At 38.8% G+C, this 18574-nt stretch carries 13 protein-coding genes and 1 tRNA gene; 9 read left to right on the forward strand and 5 right to left on the reverse strand.

Annotation, left to right across the window (positions count from 1 at the left end; translation table 11 throughout):
• Nucleotides 1-21 precede the first annotated feature (21 nt).
• From IPM47_20740 to gap, 4 genes are all read right to left on the reverse strand, one after another.
• Nucleotides 22-1179 (reverse strand): hypothetical protein, encoded by a 1158-nt coding sequence (locus tag IPM47_20740; protein ID QQS29227.1) that lies wholly within the window; start codon nucleotides 1177-1179, stop codon nucleotides 22-24.
• A gap of 52 nt (nucleotides 1180-1231) precedes the next feature.
• Nucleotides 1232-1780: a sigma-70 family RNA polymerase sigma factor gene (locus IPM47_20745; GenBank protein QQS29228.1), complete on the reverse strand. Its 549-nt coding sequence runs from the start codon at nucleotides 1778-1780 to the stop codon at nucleotides 1232-1234.
• Between the two features lie 252 nt (nucleotides 1781-2032).
• Nucleotides 2033-3235, reverse strand: coding sequence for a phosphoglycerate kinase (locus IPM47_20750; protein QQS29229.1), 1203 nt, complete (start codon nucleotides 3233-3235; stop codon nucleotides 2033-2035).
• A 215-nt stretch (nucleotides 3236-3450) separates the two neighbouring features.
• On the reverse strand, nucleotides 3451-4461 hold the full coding sequence (gap, locus tag IPM47_20755) for a type I glyceraldehyde-3-phosphate dehydrogenase (GenBank protein ID QQS29230.1): 1011 nt from the start codon (nucleotides 4459-4461) through the stop codon (nucleotides 3451-3453).
• A gap of 164 nt (nucleotides 4462-4625) precedes the next feature.
• On the opposite strand from gap, the gene IPM47_20760 reads away from it, so the two are divergent.
• Nucleotides 4626-4697, forward strand: a tRNA-Glu gene (locus tag IPM47_20760).
• A 114-nt stretch (nucleotides 4698-4811) separates the two neighbouring features.
• Here the strand turns inward: IPM47_20760 and IPM47_20765 are convergent.
• On the reverse strand, nucleotides 4812-5519 hold the full coding sequence (locus IPM47_20765) for a hypothetical protein (protein ID QQS29231.1): 708 nt from the start codon (nucleotides 5517-5519) through the stop codon (nucleotides 4812-4814).
• Nucleotides 5520-5743: 224 nt separating this feature from the next.
• On the opposite strand from IPM47_20765, the gene IPM47_20770 reads away from it, so the two are divergent.
• The 8 genes from IPM47_20770 (at nucleotide 5744) to IPM47_20805 (ending at nucleotide 18574) form a co-directional block, all read left to right on the forward strand.
• A complete protein-coding gene (locus IPM47_20770; protein QQS29232.1) occupies nucleotides 5744-6163 on the forward strand; it encodes a hypothetical protein in 420 nt (139 codons plus the stop codon).
• Between the two features lie 4 nt (nucleotides 6164-6167).
• Nucleotides 6168-7241 carry a tetraacyldisaccharide 4'-kinase gene (gene lpxK / locus IPM47_20775; GenBank protein ID QQS29233.1) on the forward strand — a complete coding sequence of 358 codons (1074 nt, stop codon included), beginning with the start codon at nucleotides 6168-6170 and terminating at the stop codon, nucleotides 7239-7241.
• Between the two features lie 1120 nt (nucleotides 7242-8361).
• A complete protein-coding gene (locus tag IPM47_20780) occupies nucleotides 8362-8667 on the forward strand; it encodes a hypothetical protein (GenBank protein QQS29234.1) in 306 nt (101 codons plus the stop codon).
• 120 nt (nucleotides 8668-8787) lie between these two features.
• Nucleotides 8788-10410 carry a tyrosine-type recombinase/integrase gene (locus tag IPM47_20785; GenBank protein QQS29235.1) on the forward strand — a complete coding sequence of 541 codons (1623 nt, stop codon included), beginning with the start codon at nucleotides 8788-8790 and terminating at the stop codon, nucleotides 10408-10410.
• 246 nt (nucleotides 10411-10656) lie between these two features.
• Nucleotides 10657-13407 (forward strand): class I SAM-dependent DNA methyltransferase, encoded by a 2751-nt coding sequence (locus tag IPM47_20790; protein ID QQS29236.1) that lies wholly within the window; start codon nucleotides 10657-10659, stop codon nucleotides 13405-13407.
• Nucleotides 13404-13802, forward strand: coding sequence for a hypothetical protein (locus IPM47_20795; GenBank protein ID QQS31555.1), 399 nt, complete (start codon nucleotides 13404-13406; stop codon nucleotides 13800-13802). The genes IPM47_20790 and IPM47_20795 overlap by 4 nt, the downstream gene beginning before the upstream one ends.
• Entirely contained in the window at nucleotides 13799-14113 is a 315-nt protein-coding gene (locus IPM47_20800; GenBank protein QQS29237.1) for a hypothetical protein, read from the forward strand. The genes IPM47_20795 and IPM47_20800 overlap by 4 nt, the downstream gene beginning before the upstream one ends.
• Before the next feature lie 99 nt (nucleotides 14114-14212).
• Nucleotides 14213-18574: a CusA/CzcA family heavy metal efflux RND transporter gene (locus IPM47_20805; GenBank protein QQS29238.1), complete on the forward strand. Its 4362-nt coding sequence runs from the start codon at nucleotides 14213-14215 to the stop codon at nucleotides 18572-18574.

The following is an 18574-nucleotide window of genomic DNA, read 5'->3' on the forward strand; positions in this document are numbered from 1 at the left end:
AAATGTATCAAGTGATTTGAGTTATTCGTTTAAAAAGTCTTCAATTTCATCGGCTGATATATCGAGCAAATCCATTGCTTCGTTGGTTAACAGAATGTCTTTTGCATTTTGGTTTTTCATAGCCAAACTGGAGGCATCAATTCCCAGTTCTTCCAGTTCTATGTTTTCAAATTCTTCGGCATTATTGCTGATATACGATTTCAAGTCCTGACTGGTCAATCCCGATTCTTTCATCATCAGTTCCATTTTCATTAGCAACTGAGGGCTTGGGCCTAACATTGCCAATTCATTATTACCGGTTTCCTGACGGTCTAACAATTGCCATCCAACAAACAAGATGGTTAACATGGCAGCAATGCGCATGGCATATTTGACAAAGGATGAGGTTTGTCTTTGCCCGGCAGGCATGGAAACCGTTTTTCCTTTTTCGGGTTCTGCTGCGGTTTCATCCGATTTTATGGACTGAAATACGCTGTTTTGCAGTTGTTCAAAATAACCATGAGGCACTTCAAAATCCTGCTTACCGGCGATTTCGTTGACTATTTCAGATTCATACTCCTTTTCGGAAACAGCGTATAAAACAACTTCGGAGGCATTTTCAAAATATTCTGCGGGTAAGGCAAACGGATTTTGTAAAGCTGCCTGATCTATAATGGAAGTATCGGTATTTTCTTCTTCGTCTTCAAGATTTAAAATGCGCTCCATAACCGCAGACTGCAATTGTCTGAAATAGTTTGGCGGAACGGTTAATCCTGTTTCTTCAATTCCGGATAGGAAATTCAGTTCGTTTCTACACTCTTCATCTTCCTCGGCATCTTTGATGGCGGCAAAAACATTGGCCTGCATAGATTCAAAAAAGCCGGCAGGAGTTGAGAATATTTCTGATGCTGTTTCGGGCAATTGTTCTACTCCATCATCTTCATAAGTTTTAGCCATTACCTCATGCCACAATGTTTCAAAATAGTTTTGAGGGATGGTCATGGCTTTGCCATTTTTCAGTGCTAACGCGGTAGCGGCTTCTTTGCTCAACTCTTCATTTTCAAGGATAACGTCTAAGGTGTTTTGTGCAAACTGATTAAAGTAGGCATAAGGCACGCGAAACGGGTTTCCTTTTTCTATGGTTGAGAGGAATGGCGCTAAGGTTAGCAGTTCTGATGATATGGCATTTGTGAAGTTCATTGCTCAATTTTTCCGAATTAACCCCCTTTAGATAGGCAGAACGGGAAACGGTTTAAAGCCTTGTAAGATATTTTTCAATTTTCTTAACCGCGTGATGATAAGAAGCTTTGAGTGCGCCAACTGAAGTATCGAGCACTTCAGACATGTCGTCGTATTTCATTTCATCGTAGTAGCGCAATAAAAATACGGCGCGTTGCTTCTCGGGCAGTGAGGCAATGGCATTTTGAAGTTCTATCTGAAGTTTATCCCCTTCAAAAAACGGGTCTGCTTCTAATTGTTTGGTCAGGTCGTAATCTTCTGTACTGATTTGAATGGAAGCCCGTTTCTTTTTTTGATTTAAAAAGGTAATTGATTCATTGGTCGCAATCCGGTACAGCCAGGTATAAAGTTGTGAGTTTTCTTTAAAGGCATCCAAACTTTTCCAAACTTTAACAAATACATTCTGGCAAACATCATTTGCATCATCGTGGTCTAACACAATCCGTCTGATAATCCAATAGATTTTCTCCTGATATTTTTTCATGAGCAGACCAAATGCTGCTTCCTTAGTGGCCGGTACTCTGAACTTCTCTAATATTTCCTGGTCGCTGATATTTAACATGACGATACTTGTTTTTTATACCATAGATTGGTAACGGATTTGCCGATACGCTTCAATTACAATAACAGATGCGTTATTTAACGTAAACTATGTCGCAAAGCTACAAAAATAACTAAATTTAACTTTGTTCGCCCATCTGTTTATGGCGACAACCTAAAAGCGCAAAGTGATTAGCAATCGAAATCCGGCATCAGGATATAACAGAAGCGGGTCTGGAAAAAATCAGACTATTTTATTCCAATATCTGAAATACTAATCAATCGCCGATATTCCGGGCAAATCTTTCCCTTCCAACAGTTCCAGCATTGCCCCTCCTCCGGTAGAAACATAGCTGACTTTGTCCTGAAGTTCCATTTGGTTGATGGCTGCTACTGAATCGCCGCCGCCAATCAAAGAAAATGCCCCGTTGTGCTGAGTAGCATAAGCAACGGCTTCGGCAATGCTTCGGGTACCATTGCTAAACGTTTCCATCTCAAAAACGCCCATTGGCCCGTTCCAGAAAATTGTCTTTGAATTTCTGATAACCGCTGCAAACTGTTCGCGGGCTTTGGGTCCGATATCTAATCCCATCCAGTCGGAGGGAATAACCATGCTGGAAGATATTTGAGTTTTCGCCTCGTTAGAAAAAGCATCGGCTATTAAAGAATCTTCGGGCAGCAACAACTGCACGCCATTGGAAGCTGCTTTTTTCAATAACTGGGTGGCCAATTCAATTTTGTCGGGCTCAACCAACGATTTTCCAATCGTTCCGCCCCTTGCCTGATGAAAAGTATAGGCCATCCCCCCGCCAATCAACAGGTTGTCCACTTTGTCCAGCAGATTGTCAATGAGTAAAATTTTATCCGATACTTTGGCCCCGCCAAGAATTGCCGTAAATGGGTGCTCGGGTTGATGGATGATTTTTTGGGCAGTTGCCACTTCTTTGGCCATCAAAAATCCAAACATCCGTTTGTCGGGGGTAAAAAATTGTGCAACGGTAAAAACGGAGGCATCGGGACGATGAGCAGTTCCAAAAGCATCATTTACATACACCGAACATCCCAATCCTGCCAATGCTTTGGCAAAATTTTCATCCCCTTTTTGCTCTTCGGGATAAAAACGCACGTTTTCGAGCAACAAGACTTCGTTGGATTGCAAATCAGCAACCGCTTCTCTGACTTTGCTGCCAATACAATCATCCACAAATTTAACTTTGACCTCACTGCCCAAAAGTCCGGACAGTTCGGAAACAACATGACTCAGGGAAAATTTATGTTCCGGCCCGTTTTTAGGTCTTCCCAAATGCGACATTAAGACAACACTGCCGCCATCTGACAAGATTTTTCTGATGCTTGGCAAAGCACCTTTAATCCGGGTATTGTCGGTTACTTGTAGTTCATCATCGAGCGGCACATTGAAATCTACCCTCATTAGGGTTTTTGTACCGGAGAACTGATAATCGGCTATTGTTTTCATACGATATTAAATAGGCTGTTTTGGTGGATAAACGAGGGGTTAAGGCAGTAATTGTTCATCAAACAACATCACAAGAACGCAAAAAACGGTGAAAGCAAAACTCCTCAATGGTATTTTACCTTCACCGTTGTTGATACCATATATATTGTACAGTTCTTAATAGCCGGCAAAAAACCGGTTTTTAAACCAAATACAGGTCAAGAAAAAATAGGTTTTTAGTTTTTAAGTGCCGCCATCTTAATGGCAAGTTCTAAAAGCCTGTTTGCATAACCGGTTTCATTGTCATACCATCCGACTATTTTGGTCATGTTTCCAATCCGGTAAGTCAGTTTGGAATCGAAAATGCAAGAGTACGGGTTGCTGACAATATCGCTCGAAACCAAAGGAGCTGTGCTATATTCCAAAATACCTTTTAAATTGGTTTCAGCGGCAATTCTAAAGGCCTCATTGATCTCTTCTTTCTTAGGTTGTTTTTCGAGAATACAATTAAAATCGGTCAGCGAACCGGTAATGACCGGAACACGGGTGGCAACTCCCGTTAATTTTCCGTTCAATTTAGGAATTGCTTTCACAATGGCATCGGCAGCACCGGTAGAAGTCGGAACTATATTTAACGCTGCAGCACGGGCACGGCGAAGATCTTTATGGGGTCCGTCCTGAAGGTTTTGGTCTGCTGTATAGGCATGAACTGTGGTAAACAAACCTTCGACAACTCCAAAATTATCGTCCAACACTTTGACCATCGGTGCAAGGCAATTGGTGGTACAGGATGCGTTTGAAATAATCAAATCATCGGGGCTTAAATCATGCTCGTTAATGCCCAACACAATGGTTTTTACATCATCTTTACTGGGTGCAGATAGCAACACTTTTTTAGCTCCGGCATCAAGATGCCATGTCGCTTTTTCTTTAGCGGTGAAAATACCCGTACATTCAAGTACTAAATCAACGCCCATGTCTTTCCATGGAAGTTTAGTCGGGTCTCTTTCTGCCAAAGCATCAATGGCAATTCCATTTACATGGATAAATTCGTCATCTGCACTGACCGTACCATTAAATATACCATGAGCAGTATCATATTTGAACAAATGCGCTAAGGTTGGATTGTCGGTCAAATCGTTGACAGCAACGATAGATACACCCGGAATTTGACGCTGCAAAAAGGTACGCAACACCAAACGACCAATTCGCCCGAAGCCGTTTATTGCAATTTTGAAATTGGACATAATTTTTAAATTTTAATTATTTTAGGAACAAAATCTGTGCAAATTTAGTTATAAAGACCGCAATCGAAAAGATTCTATTTTAATTTTCACAAAAATTTAAACATTTGCTTGTAAAAACAAAAACAGGTCATATCTTTGCACCGCTTTTGAAAAAAAGCAACCTTGGCCCGTTCGTCTAGGGGTTAGGACACAAGATTTTCATTCTTGCAACAGGGGTTCGATTCCCCTACGGGCTACCCAAAAAAAACGCTGCAACACTTTATTTCAAGAGTTGCAGCGTTTTTGTTTTAAACCGGTTTATCCTCAGATAAAAAACCGGAGTTTTTAACCGGTTCTACCCATTTTAAATTCTACCACATACGGGGTTGTTTGCCGTTTTTGTGTTTCTCTTTCATTTCTTGTTTCTTTTGGTCGTACAGATTTTTCTGTTCTTCTGTCAAAATATTTCTGATTTCCTGCCGGTGCGTTTCCCTCATTGTTCGATGTTTGTTTTGCATTTCTGTTCTGGCAGCCTCCCTTTCCTGATGCAGAACTTCTGCTTCTTTGGCATATTTCAGGTTAATCTGATTGGCTTTTTCAGCCTGTTGAGGGCTTAGATTCAAGTGGTTTTGCAACCTTTCTGTCTGATGTTTTGCCCGTTCTTCAGGATTGGCCATCTTTTTGTTGCCATGTTCCTTCATCTTACCTTTCATCCGGTTATGGTTTTCGGCTTTGATTTGATTGAACCGGTCAAACTGTTCTTTGGTAAGTGCCGATTGCAATTCTTTTTCTTTTTGAGCTTTCAAAGCCTGCATTTTAGCCTTTTTATCGGGTTGAGTGAGTTCTTTGTTTTGCCAAATTTCCGATACTTGTTTTGCAAAGCGATTGTTGATTTCGCTGACCGCATTTGCCTGTTTTTCGTTTAGTTTGAGGCTTTCGGTCATTTTCTCTGTCATTTTTTGGGCGCGTTGTTCAGGGTTTAATTTTCCTTGGGGCGGTTGTGCAAATACTGCCCCACTTGCAAAAATCAGGGCGAACAAAAGCAACCTTTTCCAACTCATTAACTTTAAATACTTCATAGAATTTTCTTTTAGTTTTAGATTTAGGAATTTTCTTTCAGTTTCTTTGACGAAATTCAACACCGGTTTATTCCACACCCCCTGAAGTTTAACGCAAATTAACTTTTCAGGCAATAGTTTGTTTTTCAATCACCAACTCTTACAAGGTATTTCAAACAAACAAGGTCAGGTTTGAAGTTATGGATATATTTGTGTGATTTTTACCTCTCTAAATTCATCGGTGCATGAGTGATGCTGCTTTTTATACTTTAATCTCTATGTATGTGTTGTTTACGATTGTCGTTTTGGCTTATTATCTGATGGGACCCGGCAAAGAAAAACAGTTTTTATTGCACCAACAATTTTTAAAAGGAAACTGGCAGTACAAAGGGGTTGGCAGCAATCGCGAACCCTGGCATATCAATTACCTTTTTTCGGAAACTGATTTTGAAATTCACGCCCAACCGCCTCTGCCAATAAAAGGTAAATACAAAGTAGTCAAGGAGTTGGAAAACCTTTTGCTGATTGAGTTTTACGACATAAAATCGGAATCGTTCACCTATCAGCATCCGCAACATCTCGAAGTCAGTATTGACCGTAAAGACAATCAAATTACGATAGACGGACGCACTTACAGCCGGATCGCCCCGCAATTAAATCAGTAATTGGGTGAAACTAAAAGCTAAACGCCTCTTAAAATTTATTTTGTTGCCCATAACGGCAATTTATGCCGGTCTGACCGGTTTGCGCAACTTTTTTTATGATTCCGGATGGCTGACTTCCCAATCTTTTCCGGTACCTCTTATCTCGATAGGCAATTTGAGTGTGGGCGGAACCGGTAAAACACCCCATATTGAATATTTAATCAAATTGCTGCACCCGCAGTTCCGACTTGCTACCCTAAGCAGGGGATATAAACGCAAAACTACCGGTTTTTTAACCGCAGACCGCCATTCAGATGCTGATTTGATAGGCGACGAACCCTTGCAGATAAAAATGAAGTTCCCCGAAATTACAGTAGCTGTCGGCGAAAACAGGACTTCCGCCCTCCATGCGTTATTGCAGCAAAAACCCCAAATAGAGGTCGTTTTATTAGACGATGCGTTTCAGCACAGGAGAGTTAAGCCCAAACTATCGGTATTATTGACCGATTACCAAAATTTGTTTACCCGAGATTTGCCACTTCCTTCGGGCAGACTCCGCGAATGTTTTTCGGGATACCGGCGGGCTGATATCATCATCGTATCGAAATGTCCCGAAAGTCTATCTCCAAAAGAAAAATCCGACATTCGCAAAGAAATCAATCCGAAAAAGCACCAAAGCCTTTATTTTTCATATCTCCAATATGGCAATTATCTGCACTCATTGACAGATGAGGCGCAAAAAATAGACTTATCAACCCTCCCTGAATTTGTGGTATTGCTTGTCTGTGGAATTGCCAACCCAGGTTACCTGACCGATTTTTTGCGCTCAAACGCTAATCAGGTTAAAACTATGGTTTTTAAAGACCACCATGTGTTTACTCCGAAGGATCTGAAACTGATCAATCAAAAATTCCACCAAATAACCGAACCCAATAAAATCATCATTACCACCGAAAAAGATTCCATGCGCCTGTTGCCGTTTCAACAAGAACTGCGACAACTCAACCTGCCTGTTTACTGCCTTTCGGTAGAGGTCAGTTTTTTACCGGAAGAAGCAGAAGCCCTGAAACAGGATATTTTGAGGGCAATCCGCAGCTAAAGATATTATTAAGAAACTCACGCTTTCTCGGATTTGTAGTTTCTCCTATCCCAATTTACTCACAAAAGTATAAGGGTCGGGTTATTTCTGCTTTTTGTACCTGTTTCTTGTGATTGACCCTAACAAGCCTTTTGGTTTTTAAACTTTTAATAGAATTCACCCCACAAATTTGTGAATATTGAATCGGGATATGCATCAAAAAGTTGCTAAAATTTTGGAAAATGCAACAGATAAATCATTGGAAATCAAACCATTAATTCATCCATACTTATGACACGAAGGCAGACCATATTTTGCATTTTTATACAAAATTAGACGGCTGATTTATCGGGGTTGAATTGAAATCAACAAACCAAAAATATCAAACCGGCTATCAAAGCAACCATAAAACCCGCTTGTCTTTGTATAAAAATGATGGAGGATTATTTATTCAAAACGTTTAGTACAATTGAACGGGTTTATATCTCAATCCGGATAGCTTCGATTATCTTTTCTTCGAGTTATATAAACAATTTTATCCCGGAGAAACTGAAAAAAGAAAGAAATTAAGAAACAGTAGCCGTCAAAATCAATTTAATAGTGAATAAAGGAATAAGAATTGGCTGATTTCTTGTTTCCCAAAAAGAAAATGAAACAAGAAACGGTTCATTTCCAACTTCCTTTTTAAGAAGTGAAACAAGAAACGGTTCATTTCTTATTTTAAAAATCATCCACAAAACAAGAAACAGCCTGTTTCTAATTTCAAAACCCACCAATGAAATAAGAAACAGTCCAATTCTTATTTCAATAATGATCATTGAAACAGGAAACGGATCAAAACCTGTTTCAAAAATGCCTGGAATGTCAATTTTATTCCTTCAAAAGTCAATTAAATCTGTTTTGTTTGTTTTAATCCTCCTGAACTTACCGCTTTTTGTTGGTCAAATAGAAAATACTTTTTACTGAAATGTCTTAAAACAAAGGTAACTGTTGCACAATTACTCAAAAATAAACCCAAATCGGGGATATAAAAATGCAATAATCAAAGTAAAAGAATACACAAAAAAAAGCAGAATAAGTTTGTTTATTAAAACAGATATGGTACATTTGAACCAATAATAAATTACCCCACATTTATAGGATGCTGCTTACCATTTTTCCGCTTCAATACAAAAACGAGGGTAAAAAGATAGGCATAAAAACCTACCCCAATGCAACTGCAAAAGCAGTATTGCGGGAGTGCGGCACTTTAAAATATAGTAAAACCTATAAATCCTGGTATTTACTTTACGAAAAAGCAGTTTTTAACCAACTGAAACAACAATTTTCAACCCTCCAAATAGTTGAAACAAGCAACGCCCCCGTTCAGACTGAGCCACTGGCTCTTCATACTGATAGTTTACGAGAGAACTATATGAAAAAATTGTGCTTTGCAGGCAATTTGTAACCTGCAACCTTGACAAAACATATAAAATTTACTAAAAATAGTTTTAAAACGCAGTGGCTTCTGTCTTTTTCTAAACTTATTGCGTTTATCACTCGCAATAAAGAAATAAACGCAGGTTTTATGATAAAAGCAAGCAAAATTCTTCATAAAGAAGAACCAAGAATTAAAATAGATTGTCCTTACAATCTAGAATTTATTGCCCTACTTCGCCAAATAGAAGGAGCAAAATATAGCCAAACCCACAGGGCATGGCACATTCCATATTCCAAAGAAGCATATGAAAAGCTACAATCGCTCTTTCCAAAAATACTAATAGAGAAATCTGAAAAGGCAGAAAAAACGAAAGTCGCTTCTGCAATCTGCCAAAAAGAAAAAGTGAGTTCACCCTATATTTCCTCCGTTTTGGTGGAAGTAGCCGGACGAAAAATTATAATAAAACTCCCTAAAAATGAGTTAGACACAAAATTTATTTTGGCTTTGCGTTTTTCAAAATGGGACAAAGTGCAAAAAGTTTGGATAATTCCGAATTATTCGAACAACTTAGAACTCATTAAAGAGTATTTTAAAGACAGAATTTCAAAAATTATAGTACACAAAGAAATAGAAATTAAAACAAATAAGGAAACGGTTCATTTAGTAGAAGCTAAAGATGTTTTATGTATCAAAACATCAACCGGTAGGCTCAAACTCATCTTTGGTTTTAATAAAGTGCTCACTATTGCCATCAAAAAAATGCCTTTTTGGAGTTGGGATAGCAAAAATAAGTGGTGGACGATACCATTTACAGATAACTTGTTGGTTCAAATACAAGAAGTTGCAAAAAGCGAAGGCTTGAATTTTAGTTTTGAAGAAGAAAAAGCAGACTCAAACAAGGTTGCCCGAAAAACACAATTCGACATACCCAACTATCGCCCTTGTCCTGAAAAAATGATACTAAAACTTAAAGAGTTGCGATATAGCGAAAAAACCATTAAGACCTACAAAAGCCTCTTTGAGGAATTGATCAACCATTATCCAACGTTTGAAATAGACAAAATTGACGAGCAAAAAATCATTGCATTTTGTCAATATTTGGTCATTGACCGTAAAGTATCCGCTTCCTATCAAAATCAGGCAATTAATGCCATTAAATTTTATTACGAAAGGGTGCTTGGAGGGCAACGCAAGTTTTATTTTTTGCAAAGACCCGACAAAGAAAAGGCTTTACCCACAGTGTTAAATACAGAAGAAATTAAATGCATTTTAAAGACAGCAGAGAACCTCAAACACAAAGCAATCCTGACGACAATATATTCGGCAGGACTGCGAATTAGCGAACTCATCAACTTAAAAATTAAAGATATTGACTCTGAAAGAAAACAAATCAGAATAGAGCAAGGTAAAGGGAAAAAAGACCGCTATACATTGCTCTCTATCAAAACCCTTGACTTATTGAGATCTTATTTTAAAGAATACAAACCCAAAGAGTGGTTATTTGAAGGGCAAGAAGGTGGGCCGTATTCGACAAGAAGCATACAGACATTTTTTCAAGAAGTTTGTAAAAAAGCAGGGATAAAAAAGAAAGTAAGCGTTCATACTTTGCGCCATAGTTTTGCAACTCATCTATTGGAAAACGGGACAGATTTGCGCTACATACAGGTATTGTTGGGACACGAAAGCTCTAAAACCACAGAAGTATATACTCACGTAACCACCAAAGGTTTCGACCAAATAAAAAGTCCGTTAGATAGTTTGGATATATAATGTTCAATGTTTAACTTTGTCTGTGTTTTAGAATGTCCTGTTTATCAGAATATTAAAACCAAAGTTTGCTCTTTCTAAAATGACAATTTATCGTTTTGGGGAGTTAACAAACTCTACGGATAAGGCGGAAATAAACGCAAGTTTTGAACATACAAACACTACAGTTGCGTTTATACAGATGTTAGGTGCAAGCGTAGGACGACACACAACCGACAAGAAAACGACCGATAACAAACAGAAAAAAGAATGACTTTAAGTTGGAACGAAATAAAAGACCGAGCATTAAAATTCTCAAAAGAATGGGCTGACACTTCAAACGAAGAAGCAGATGCAAAACCATTTTTAGTTGAGTTTTTTAACGTGTTCGGCATTACGAGCAAACGAGTTTCGACTTTTGAGCATAGAGTAAAAAAATTGGACGACAAAGACGGTTACATTGACTTGCTTTGGAAAGGAACAATCTTAATTGAAATGAAAAGTCGGGGCAAAAACCTTGACAAAGCCTATTCACAAGCCATTGAATACACTCACGGACTAAAAGAACACGAACTTCCCAAATACATTCTCATTTCGGATTTTGAAAATTTTCGACTTTACGACCTTGATGAAAATAAAACGGTTGACTTTAAACTCAACGACCTTGTAAACAACGTTCAGCATTTTGGTTACTTATTGGGCTACCAAAAGAAAGTTTACAAAGAACAAGACCCGGCAAACATTAAAGCAGCCGAGTTGATGGGGAAACTTCACGACAGATTGGAAGAAATCGGCTACACCGGACACCCGTTAGAAGTTTACTTGGTTCGTATTCTGTTTTGCTTATTTGCTGAAGACACGACCATTTTCAACAAACAACAATTTCAAGAATACATTGAACAACGCACCAACATTGACGGAAGCGACCTTGCAGCCAAATTGCAAGAACTGTTTCAAGTGTTGAACACACCCAAAGAAAACCGATTTAAAAACCTTGACGAACAACTTGCAGACTTTCCGTATGTAAACGGAAAACTGTTTGAAGAAATCTTGCCTACGGCAAGTTTCGACAGCAAAATGCGACAAGCACTTTTAGACTGTTCGTATATTGATTGGAGCAAAATTTCGCCTGCCATTTTCGGCTCTATGTTTCAAAGCGTAATGAACCCGAAAGAACGCAGAAATTTAGGAGCACATTACACCAGCGAAACCAACATTTTAAAACTCATTAAACCGCTTTTTCTTGACGAACTTTGGAAAGAGTTTGAAAGCATAAAAGACAACAAAAACAAACTTCCCGAATTTCATAAAAAACTAAGCACAATCAAATTTCTTGACCCTGCTTGCGGTTGCGGAAACTTCCTTGTAATTACATACAGAGAATTACGTTTGTTAGAATTTGAAGTGTTGAAAGCACTCAACAAATCGGGACAAACATTTTTGGACGTTAGCCAAATTCTTTGGATAAACGTTGACCAATTTAGCGGAATTGAATACGAAGAATTTCCTGCCCGAATTGCCGAAGTTGCAATGTGGCTGATTGACCACCAAATGAATATGTTGGTGAGTAGCGAGTTTGGACAATACTTTATTCGTTTACCATTAAAAAAATCCGCAAACATTGTTCACGCTGATGCATTAGAAACCGATTGGGAAAATGTAGTTTCTAAAAACGAACTTTCTTTTATCATTGGAAATCCACCTTTCATTGGTTCTAAAATAATGAAGCAAAATCAGCGTGACCAAATTGTAAAAGAATTTGACAATGCAGACGGAAGCGGAGTTTTAGACTATGTAACAGGTTGGTATATAAAAGCAGCCAAATACATTCAAGACACAAAAATTAAGGCGGCATTCGTTTCTACAAATTCAATAGTTCAAGGCGAGCAAACGAGTATTCTTTGGGGACAAATGCTCAATAAATACAATATCAAAATTCATTTTGCTCACCGAACTTTTAAATGGAGCAACGAAGCCAAAGGAAATGCAGCCGTTTATTGTGTGATAGTTGGCTTCGCCAACTACGACACTGCAAACAAGAGTATTTTTGAATATGAAGACATTAAAGGAGAAGCCCACGAACTGAAAGCAAAAAATATCAATCCGTATTTGGTTGATGCAAAAGATATTTTCATTGGCAAACGCAGAAAGCCAATTTGCAATGTGCCTGAAATATCTTTTGGTAGTATGCCAAATGATGGCGGTAACTTCTTATTTACAGACGAAGAAAAAAATGAATTTGTAGCGAAAGAACCAAATTCAGAAAAGTTTTTTAGACCACTTATTTCTGCACACGAGTTTCTTAATGGTCATAAGCGTTGGTGTTTGTGGCTTAAAAATGCCAATCCGACTGACTTAAAAGTAGCAAAACTTGTAACTGAACGAGTTGAAAACGTTAGAAAACTAAGAGCCGAAAGCACAAGACAAGCCACTCAAAAACTTGCAGCTTTCCCAACATTATTTGGAGAAGATAGACAACCTGAAAGTGATTATGTATTAATTCCTCTTCATTCTTCTGAAAATAGAAAATATATTCCGATTGGTTTTTTTGACAAAAATTCTATTGCAAATAATAGTTGCTCATTTATCCCAAATGCAAAACTGTATCATTTTGGAATTTTAATGTCAAGTATTCATATGGCTTGGGTAAAAAATATGTGTGGTCGTATTAAAAGTGATTATCGTTACTCAAATGAATTGGTATATAACAACTACCCTTTCCCAGACAACCCAAACGAGAAACAAGTAAAAGCCATTGAAACCGCAGCACAAAAAATATTAGATGCAAGACTGCAATTTCCTAACAGTTCTCTTGCCGACCTTTACGACCCGTTGACAATGCCACCTGCATTAGTAAAAGCACACAACGAATTGGACAAAGCAGTTGATTTGGCTTACAGACCACAAGCATTTACAAGTGAAGCAAACAGAATGGTATTTTTATTTGAACTTTACGAAAAATATACAGCAGACTTATTTACAAAAGAGAAACAAAAAAAGACTAAAAAAACAACAGCGTGACAAGGACAAAAATATACGAAAGACAAAAACGCCAGCACCTAACAGCGGTTTGGCGTAATGGCGGGTTCAGTGCTTCGTATGACAGTTTTGTGGTAGGTTCAAGTGCAGTTCTTCGATTGAACTTTTGTGCTAAAAATCCGCCACTACGCCAAGCCGCAAAACGTTATGTGCAACCCTATTCAGCGACCGTGCGACCATCAAACGAACACTTTAAACTGACCGACAATACAATTTTCGGCAAAGCCGTTTGGCTATCCCTTCGCAAAATTAAAAGAGGTGTTTTGCCACCCACAAGCCGACACAAAAACACCACATTTAATTTTGCCCAACCGCACCACAACCACCCGACAAATTTCTTCTATACCGACAATTTTTTCCATACATTTGCTCCGTGAAATTCTTTACACTCATATTCAGTTTCTACCTTTTGGCTTTGGCAGTTATGCCATGCAGCGACAAAGACGACTGTAATTATATGACTGTTGAGCAATCTTCCACCACCGACCATTCAGACCATGAAGGCGATACAGAGCATTGCTCACCTTTTTGTATGTGTGCTTGCTGCGGACAATCTATAACCAACATTTTTTACCCGACTGCATTATACAACCTGACACCTATTGCATCACAGGACTTTCCTGTTTACAACGCCTCTTTTGTTTCAGAGGTGTATTTGTCCATTTGGCAACCGCCCAAAATCAGTTAATGAATTTATGATGTTCTGCTAACGCAGAACAAACAAAATTACTTACGGTGCTAACGCACCGCAAGTAGTCGTGTATTCATTCATTAAACTGATTAAATAATGTTAGACAAAATAATTGCGTTCAGCATAAAAAATAAGTTCATCATTGGATTGATGACACTTGCACTCATTGTTTGGGGAGTGTGGAGTGCGACAAAACTGCCTATTGACGCAGTTCCCGACATTACCAACAACCAAGTGCAAATCATTACGGTTTGCCCAACCCTTGCAGGACAAGAGGTTGAACAGTTGGTAACTTACCCGATTGAACAAAGCATTGCCAACCTTCCCGACTTGGAAGAGTTGCGAAGCATTTCACGTTTCGGACTTTCGGTAATTACCGTTGTGTTTGACGACAAAGTGGACATCTACTTTGCCCGACAACTCATAAACGAAAGATTAAAAGAAGCCGAAACCAAAATCCCAAAAGGTGTTGGCACACCCGAATTAGCTCCTGTTAGCACAGGTTTGGGCGAAGTGTATCAATACATCATTCATCCGAAGAAAGGAAGCGAAAGCAAATACACCGCTATGGATTTGCGGACAATGCAAGACTGGATTGTTGCCCGACAACTTTACGGAACGGCAGGAATAGCGGAAGTAAACAGCTTTGGCGGACAACTTAAACAATACGAAGTTGCTGTAAACCCCGACCGATTAGTGGCAATGGGAATTACCATTCCCGAAATCTTTACCGCATTAGAAAAGAACAATGAAAATACAGGCGGTGCATACATTGACAAAAAACCAAACGCCTATTTCATTCGTGGGGTTGGTTTGATTGGCTCGTTTGACGACATCAAAAACATAGTAGTAAAAACAAATCCCAACGGCATTCCCATACTTATTAAAGATGTTGCCGAAGTGCATTTTGGTAGTGCTGTGCGTTATGGTGCTATGACTTACAACGGTGAAGTAGATGCGGTTGGTGGAGTGGTAATGATGTTGAAAGGTGCGAACAGTGCCGATGTGGTTAGCCGCATCAAAAACAAAATGCAAACCATTCAAAAGTCATTGCCATCCGATGTAGTGATTGAACCCTACTTAGACAGAACAGATTTGGTAAACCGTGCTATCAGCACAGTAGAAAAAAACCTTATTGAAGGTGCATTGATTGTAATCTTCGTTTTGGTTCTGTTTCTTGGAAATCTTCGGGCAGGGCTGATTGTAGCTTCTGCCATTCCTTTATCCATGTTGTTTGCATTGGGAATGATGAATGTTTTCGGAGTAAGTGCAAATCTGATGAGTTTGGGTGCAATTGACTTTGGTTTGATTGTGGACGGTGCAGTAATTATTGTAGAAGCTACCTTGCACCATTTGGGTTTGCGAAAAACAATCGGCAAGCTATCGCAAACCGAAATGGACGAAGAAGTTTTTCAATCTGCTTCTAAAATTCGTAGCAGTGCTGCCTTTGGCGAAATCATTATTCTGATTGTTTACATTCCTATTCTTACCCTCATTGGCATTGAAGGCAAAATGTTCCGCCCGATGGCTCAAACCGTTGGTTTCGCCATTTTCGGAGCATTGATTTTATCGCTTACCTATATTCCGATGATGTGTGCAATGTTTTTATCCAAAACCATTTCGCACAAGCAAACCATTAGTGATAAAATGATGAATTTTTTCCAACGCATCTATGCACCGTTATTAGAAAAAGCCATTCGTTTCAAAAAAGTAATTGTAGGTGTAACTGTTGTAGTATTTGTTGTTTCTGTTTTTCTGTTTTCAAAAATGGGCGGAGAGTTTATACCCACTTTACAGGAAGGCGATTTTGCTTTTCACTGCATCCTTCCGCAAGGAACTTCACTCTCACAAAGTTTAGAAACATCCATGCAAGCATCAAGGCTGATTAAAGAATTTGACGAGGTGAAAATGGTAGTTGGAAAAACGGGTGCAGCCGAAGTTCCAACCGACCCAATGCCACCCGAAGCAACGGATATGATGATAATTCTGAAACCTCAAAGCGAATGGAAACGAGAGATTTCTTATGATGAATTGGCAGAGGAATTTGAAGAAAAACTAAATACAATCCCTGGGGTTTTCTTTGAAAAAAACCAACCCATTCAAATGAGGTTTAACGAATTGATGACAGGCATTCGCCAAGATGTTGCAGTAAAAATATTTGGTGAAAACATAGACACACTTTTAAACTACGCCAATAAGGTAAATGCAGTTGTGCAAAGTGTGGACGGTGCAACCGAACCAAGCGTTGAAAGGGTTGCAGGTTTGCCGCAAATCGTTATCAAATACAACCGTTCGCAAATTGCAAACTATGGTTTGAACATTGAGGACATTAACCATATTGTTTCTACTTCATTTGCGGGTGGCAGTGCAGGAGTTGTGTATGAAAACGAACGCAAATTTGATTTGGTTGTTCGCCTCGACAGCACCCACCGCAACAACATTGATGATGTAAGCCACTTGTATATTCCTACAACCAACGGAACACAAATTCCTCTTTCGCAAGTAGCCGAAATAAAAATGGAATTGGGACCCGCACAAATTAGCCGTGAAGATGGCAAACGCAGAATAGTTGTTGGCTTTAACATCAAAGGCAGGGATGTAGAAAGTGTGGTAGAGGACATTCAAAAACAACTGAATGAAAAAGTAAAATTGCCCGAAGGATATTACTATACCTACGGAGGCACATTTGAAAACCTGCAAGCAGCATCCAAACGCCTGATGATTGCCTTGCCTGTGGCATTGGCACTCATTTTTATGTTACTCTATTTTACGTTTAGTTCAGTAAAACAAGCAACGCTTATTTATACCGCAATTCCTATGAGTGCCATAGGAGGCGTATTCGCTTTGCTCATACGTGATATGCCTTTCAGCATTTCAGCAGGTATAGGTTTTATTGCCTTGTTTGGTGTAGCCGTATTAAATGGCATTGTGCTGATTGGAACTTTCAACCAATTGGAAAAAGACGGAATGACCGACATTCTGCAAAGAATTAGAGAAGGAACTAAAATCCGTTTGCGACCCGTGCTGATGACCGCCACTGTTGCATCATTGGGATTTTTACCAATGGCATTATCGCACGGTGCAGGGGCAGAAGTTCAAAAACCATTGGCAACCGTTGTAATAGGCGGACTGATTACAGCAACTTTTTTAACCCTGTTTGTTTTGCCTTTGTTATATGTGATTTTTTCGGGAAAGAGAAAAAGCAAAATCAACATTTCAGCAGTAAGCATTTTAGTTTTTGCATTGCTTTCATTCAATGTTGCCAATGCTCAAACGCCAACAACAAAAGCACTTTTTGTTGATGATGCAATAAGCACCGCACTGAAAAACAATTTGAAAATCCAATCACAACAACTCAATGTGCAATCATCTACCACTTTGAAAAAATCGGTATTTGAATTACCTAAAACAAATTTTAATTTACAATTTGGGCAATACAACAGCATCAATCAGGACAAGGCATTTCAGGTTTCACAAAGTATTCCCTTCCCTACTTATTACACAGCAAAATCAGGTTTGTATAAAGCCGAATTGCAAAACAGTGAATTGCAACAGCAAGCCACAGCCAACGAAATAAAAGCACAGGTGCAATACTGGTTTTATCAGTTACAGTATTTGCAAACTGCAAAAAAACAACTGCAATCGTTAGACAGTTTGTATAAGGATTTTGTAAGTGCTGCCGCTTTGCGTTACAAAACAGGTGAAACAAATCTGTTGGAAAAAACCACAGCCGAAACCAAACGGGGACAGCTTTTGCTTTTACTCAAACAAAACGAAACCGAGTTTGCAACCGCTTACAATTCGCTGAAAACACTGATGAATACAAGCGAAGATTTTACAATTAGCGTAAATGAAAATTTGCAACCGCTTGTGTTAAGCAATTCGTTTGACACCACGCTTGTTGCAAATAATCCTTCTTTGAAAGTGTTGTATCAGCAAGCTATAATTGCAGAACAAAATAAAAAGTTAGAAACTGCATCTACCTTGCCCGATTTTAATGTGGGTTATTTCAACCAGTCGTTAATTGGAGTGCAAAACATAAATGGAGCAGATGTAAATTTTGACGGTAGCAAACGCTTTCAAGGTTTTAATGTAGGTATCAGTGTTCCGCTTACTTTTTTCAGCAACGCATCAAGAATAAAATCGCTGAACTACAAGCAACAGGCATTGCAAGCAGAAGCCGACAACGGAAAACTCATTTTACAAAACCAACTGAAAAATGCTTTTCAGCAATACAACCAGAATTTGTCGCAATACAATTTCTACCAATCAACTGCCTTGCCTAATGCCGAAATAATTATCAGCACCGCAACGCTTGGTTTCAAAAGTGGCGACATTGGCTACATAGAATACTTACAGGCATTGCAAACCGCTACCGATGTGCAGTTGAATTATCTGCAAAGTGTTAACCAACTCAATCAGTCAGTCATCAACATTAATTTCTTAATCAACAAATAA

The sequence above is a fragment of the Sphingobacteriales bacterium genome (assembly GCA_016700115.1).
Taxonomy (GTDB): domain Bacteria; phylum Bacteroidota; class Bacteroidia; order Chitinophagales; family UBA2359; genus UBA2359.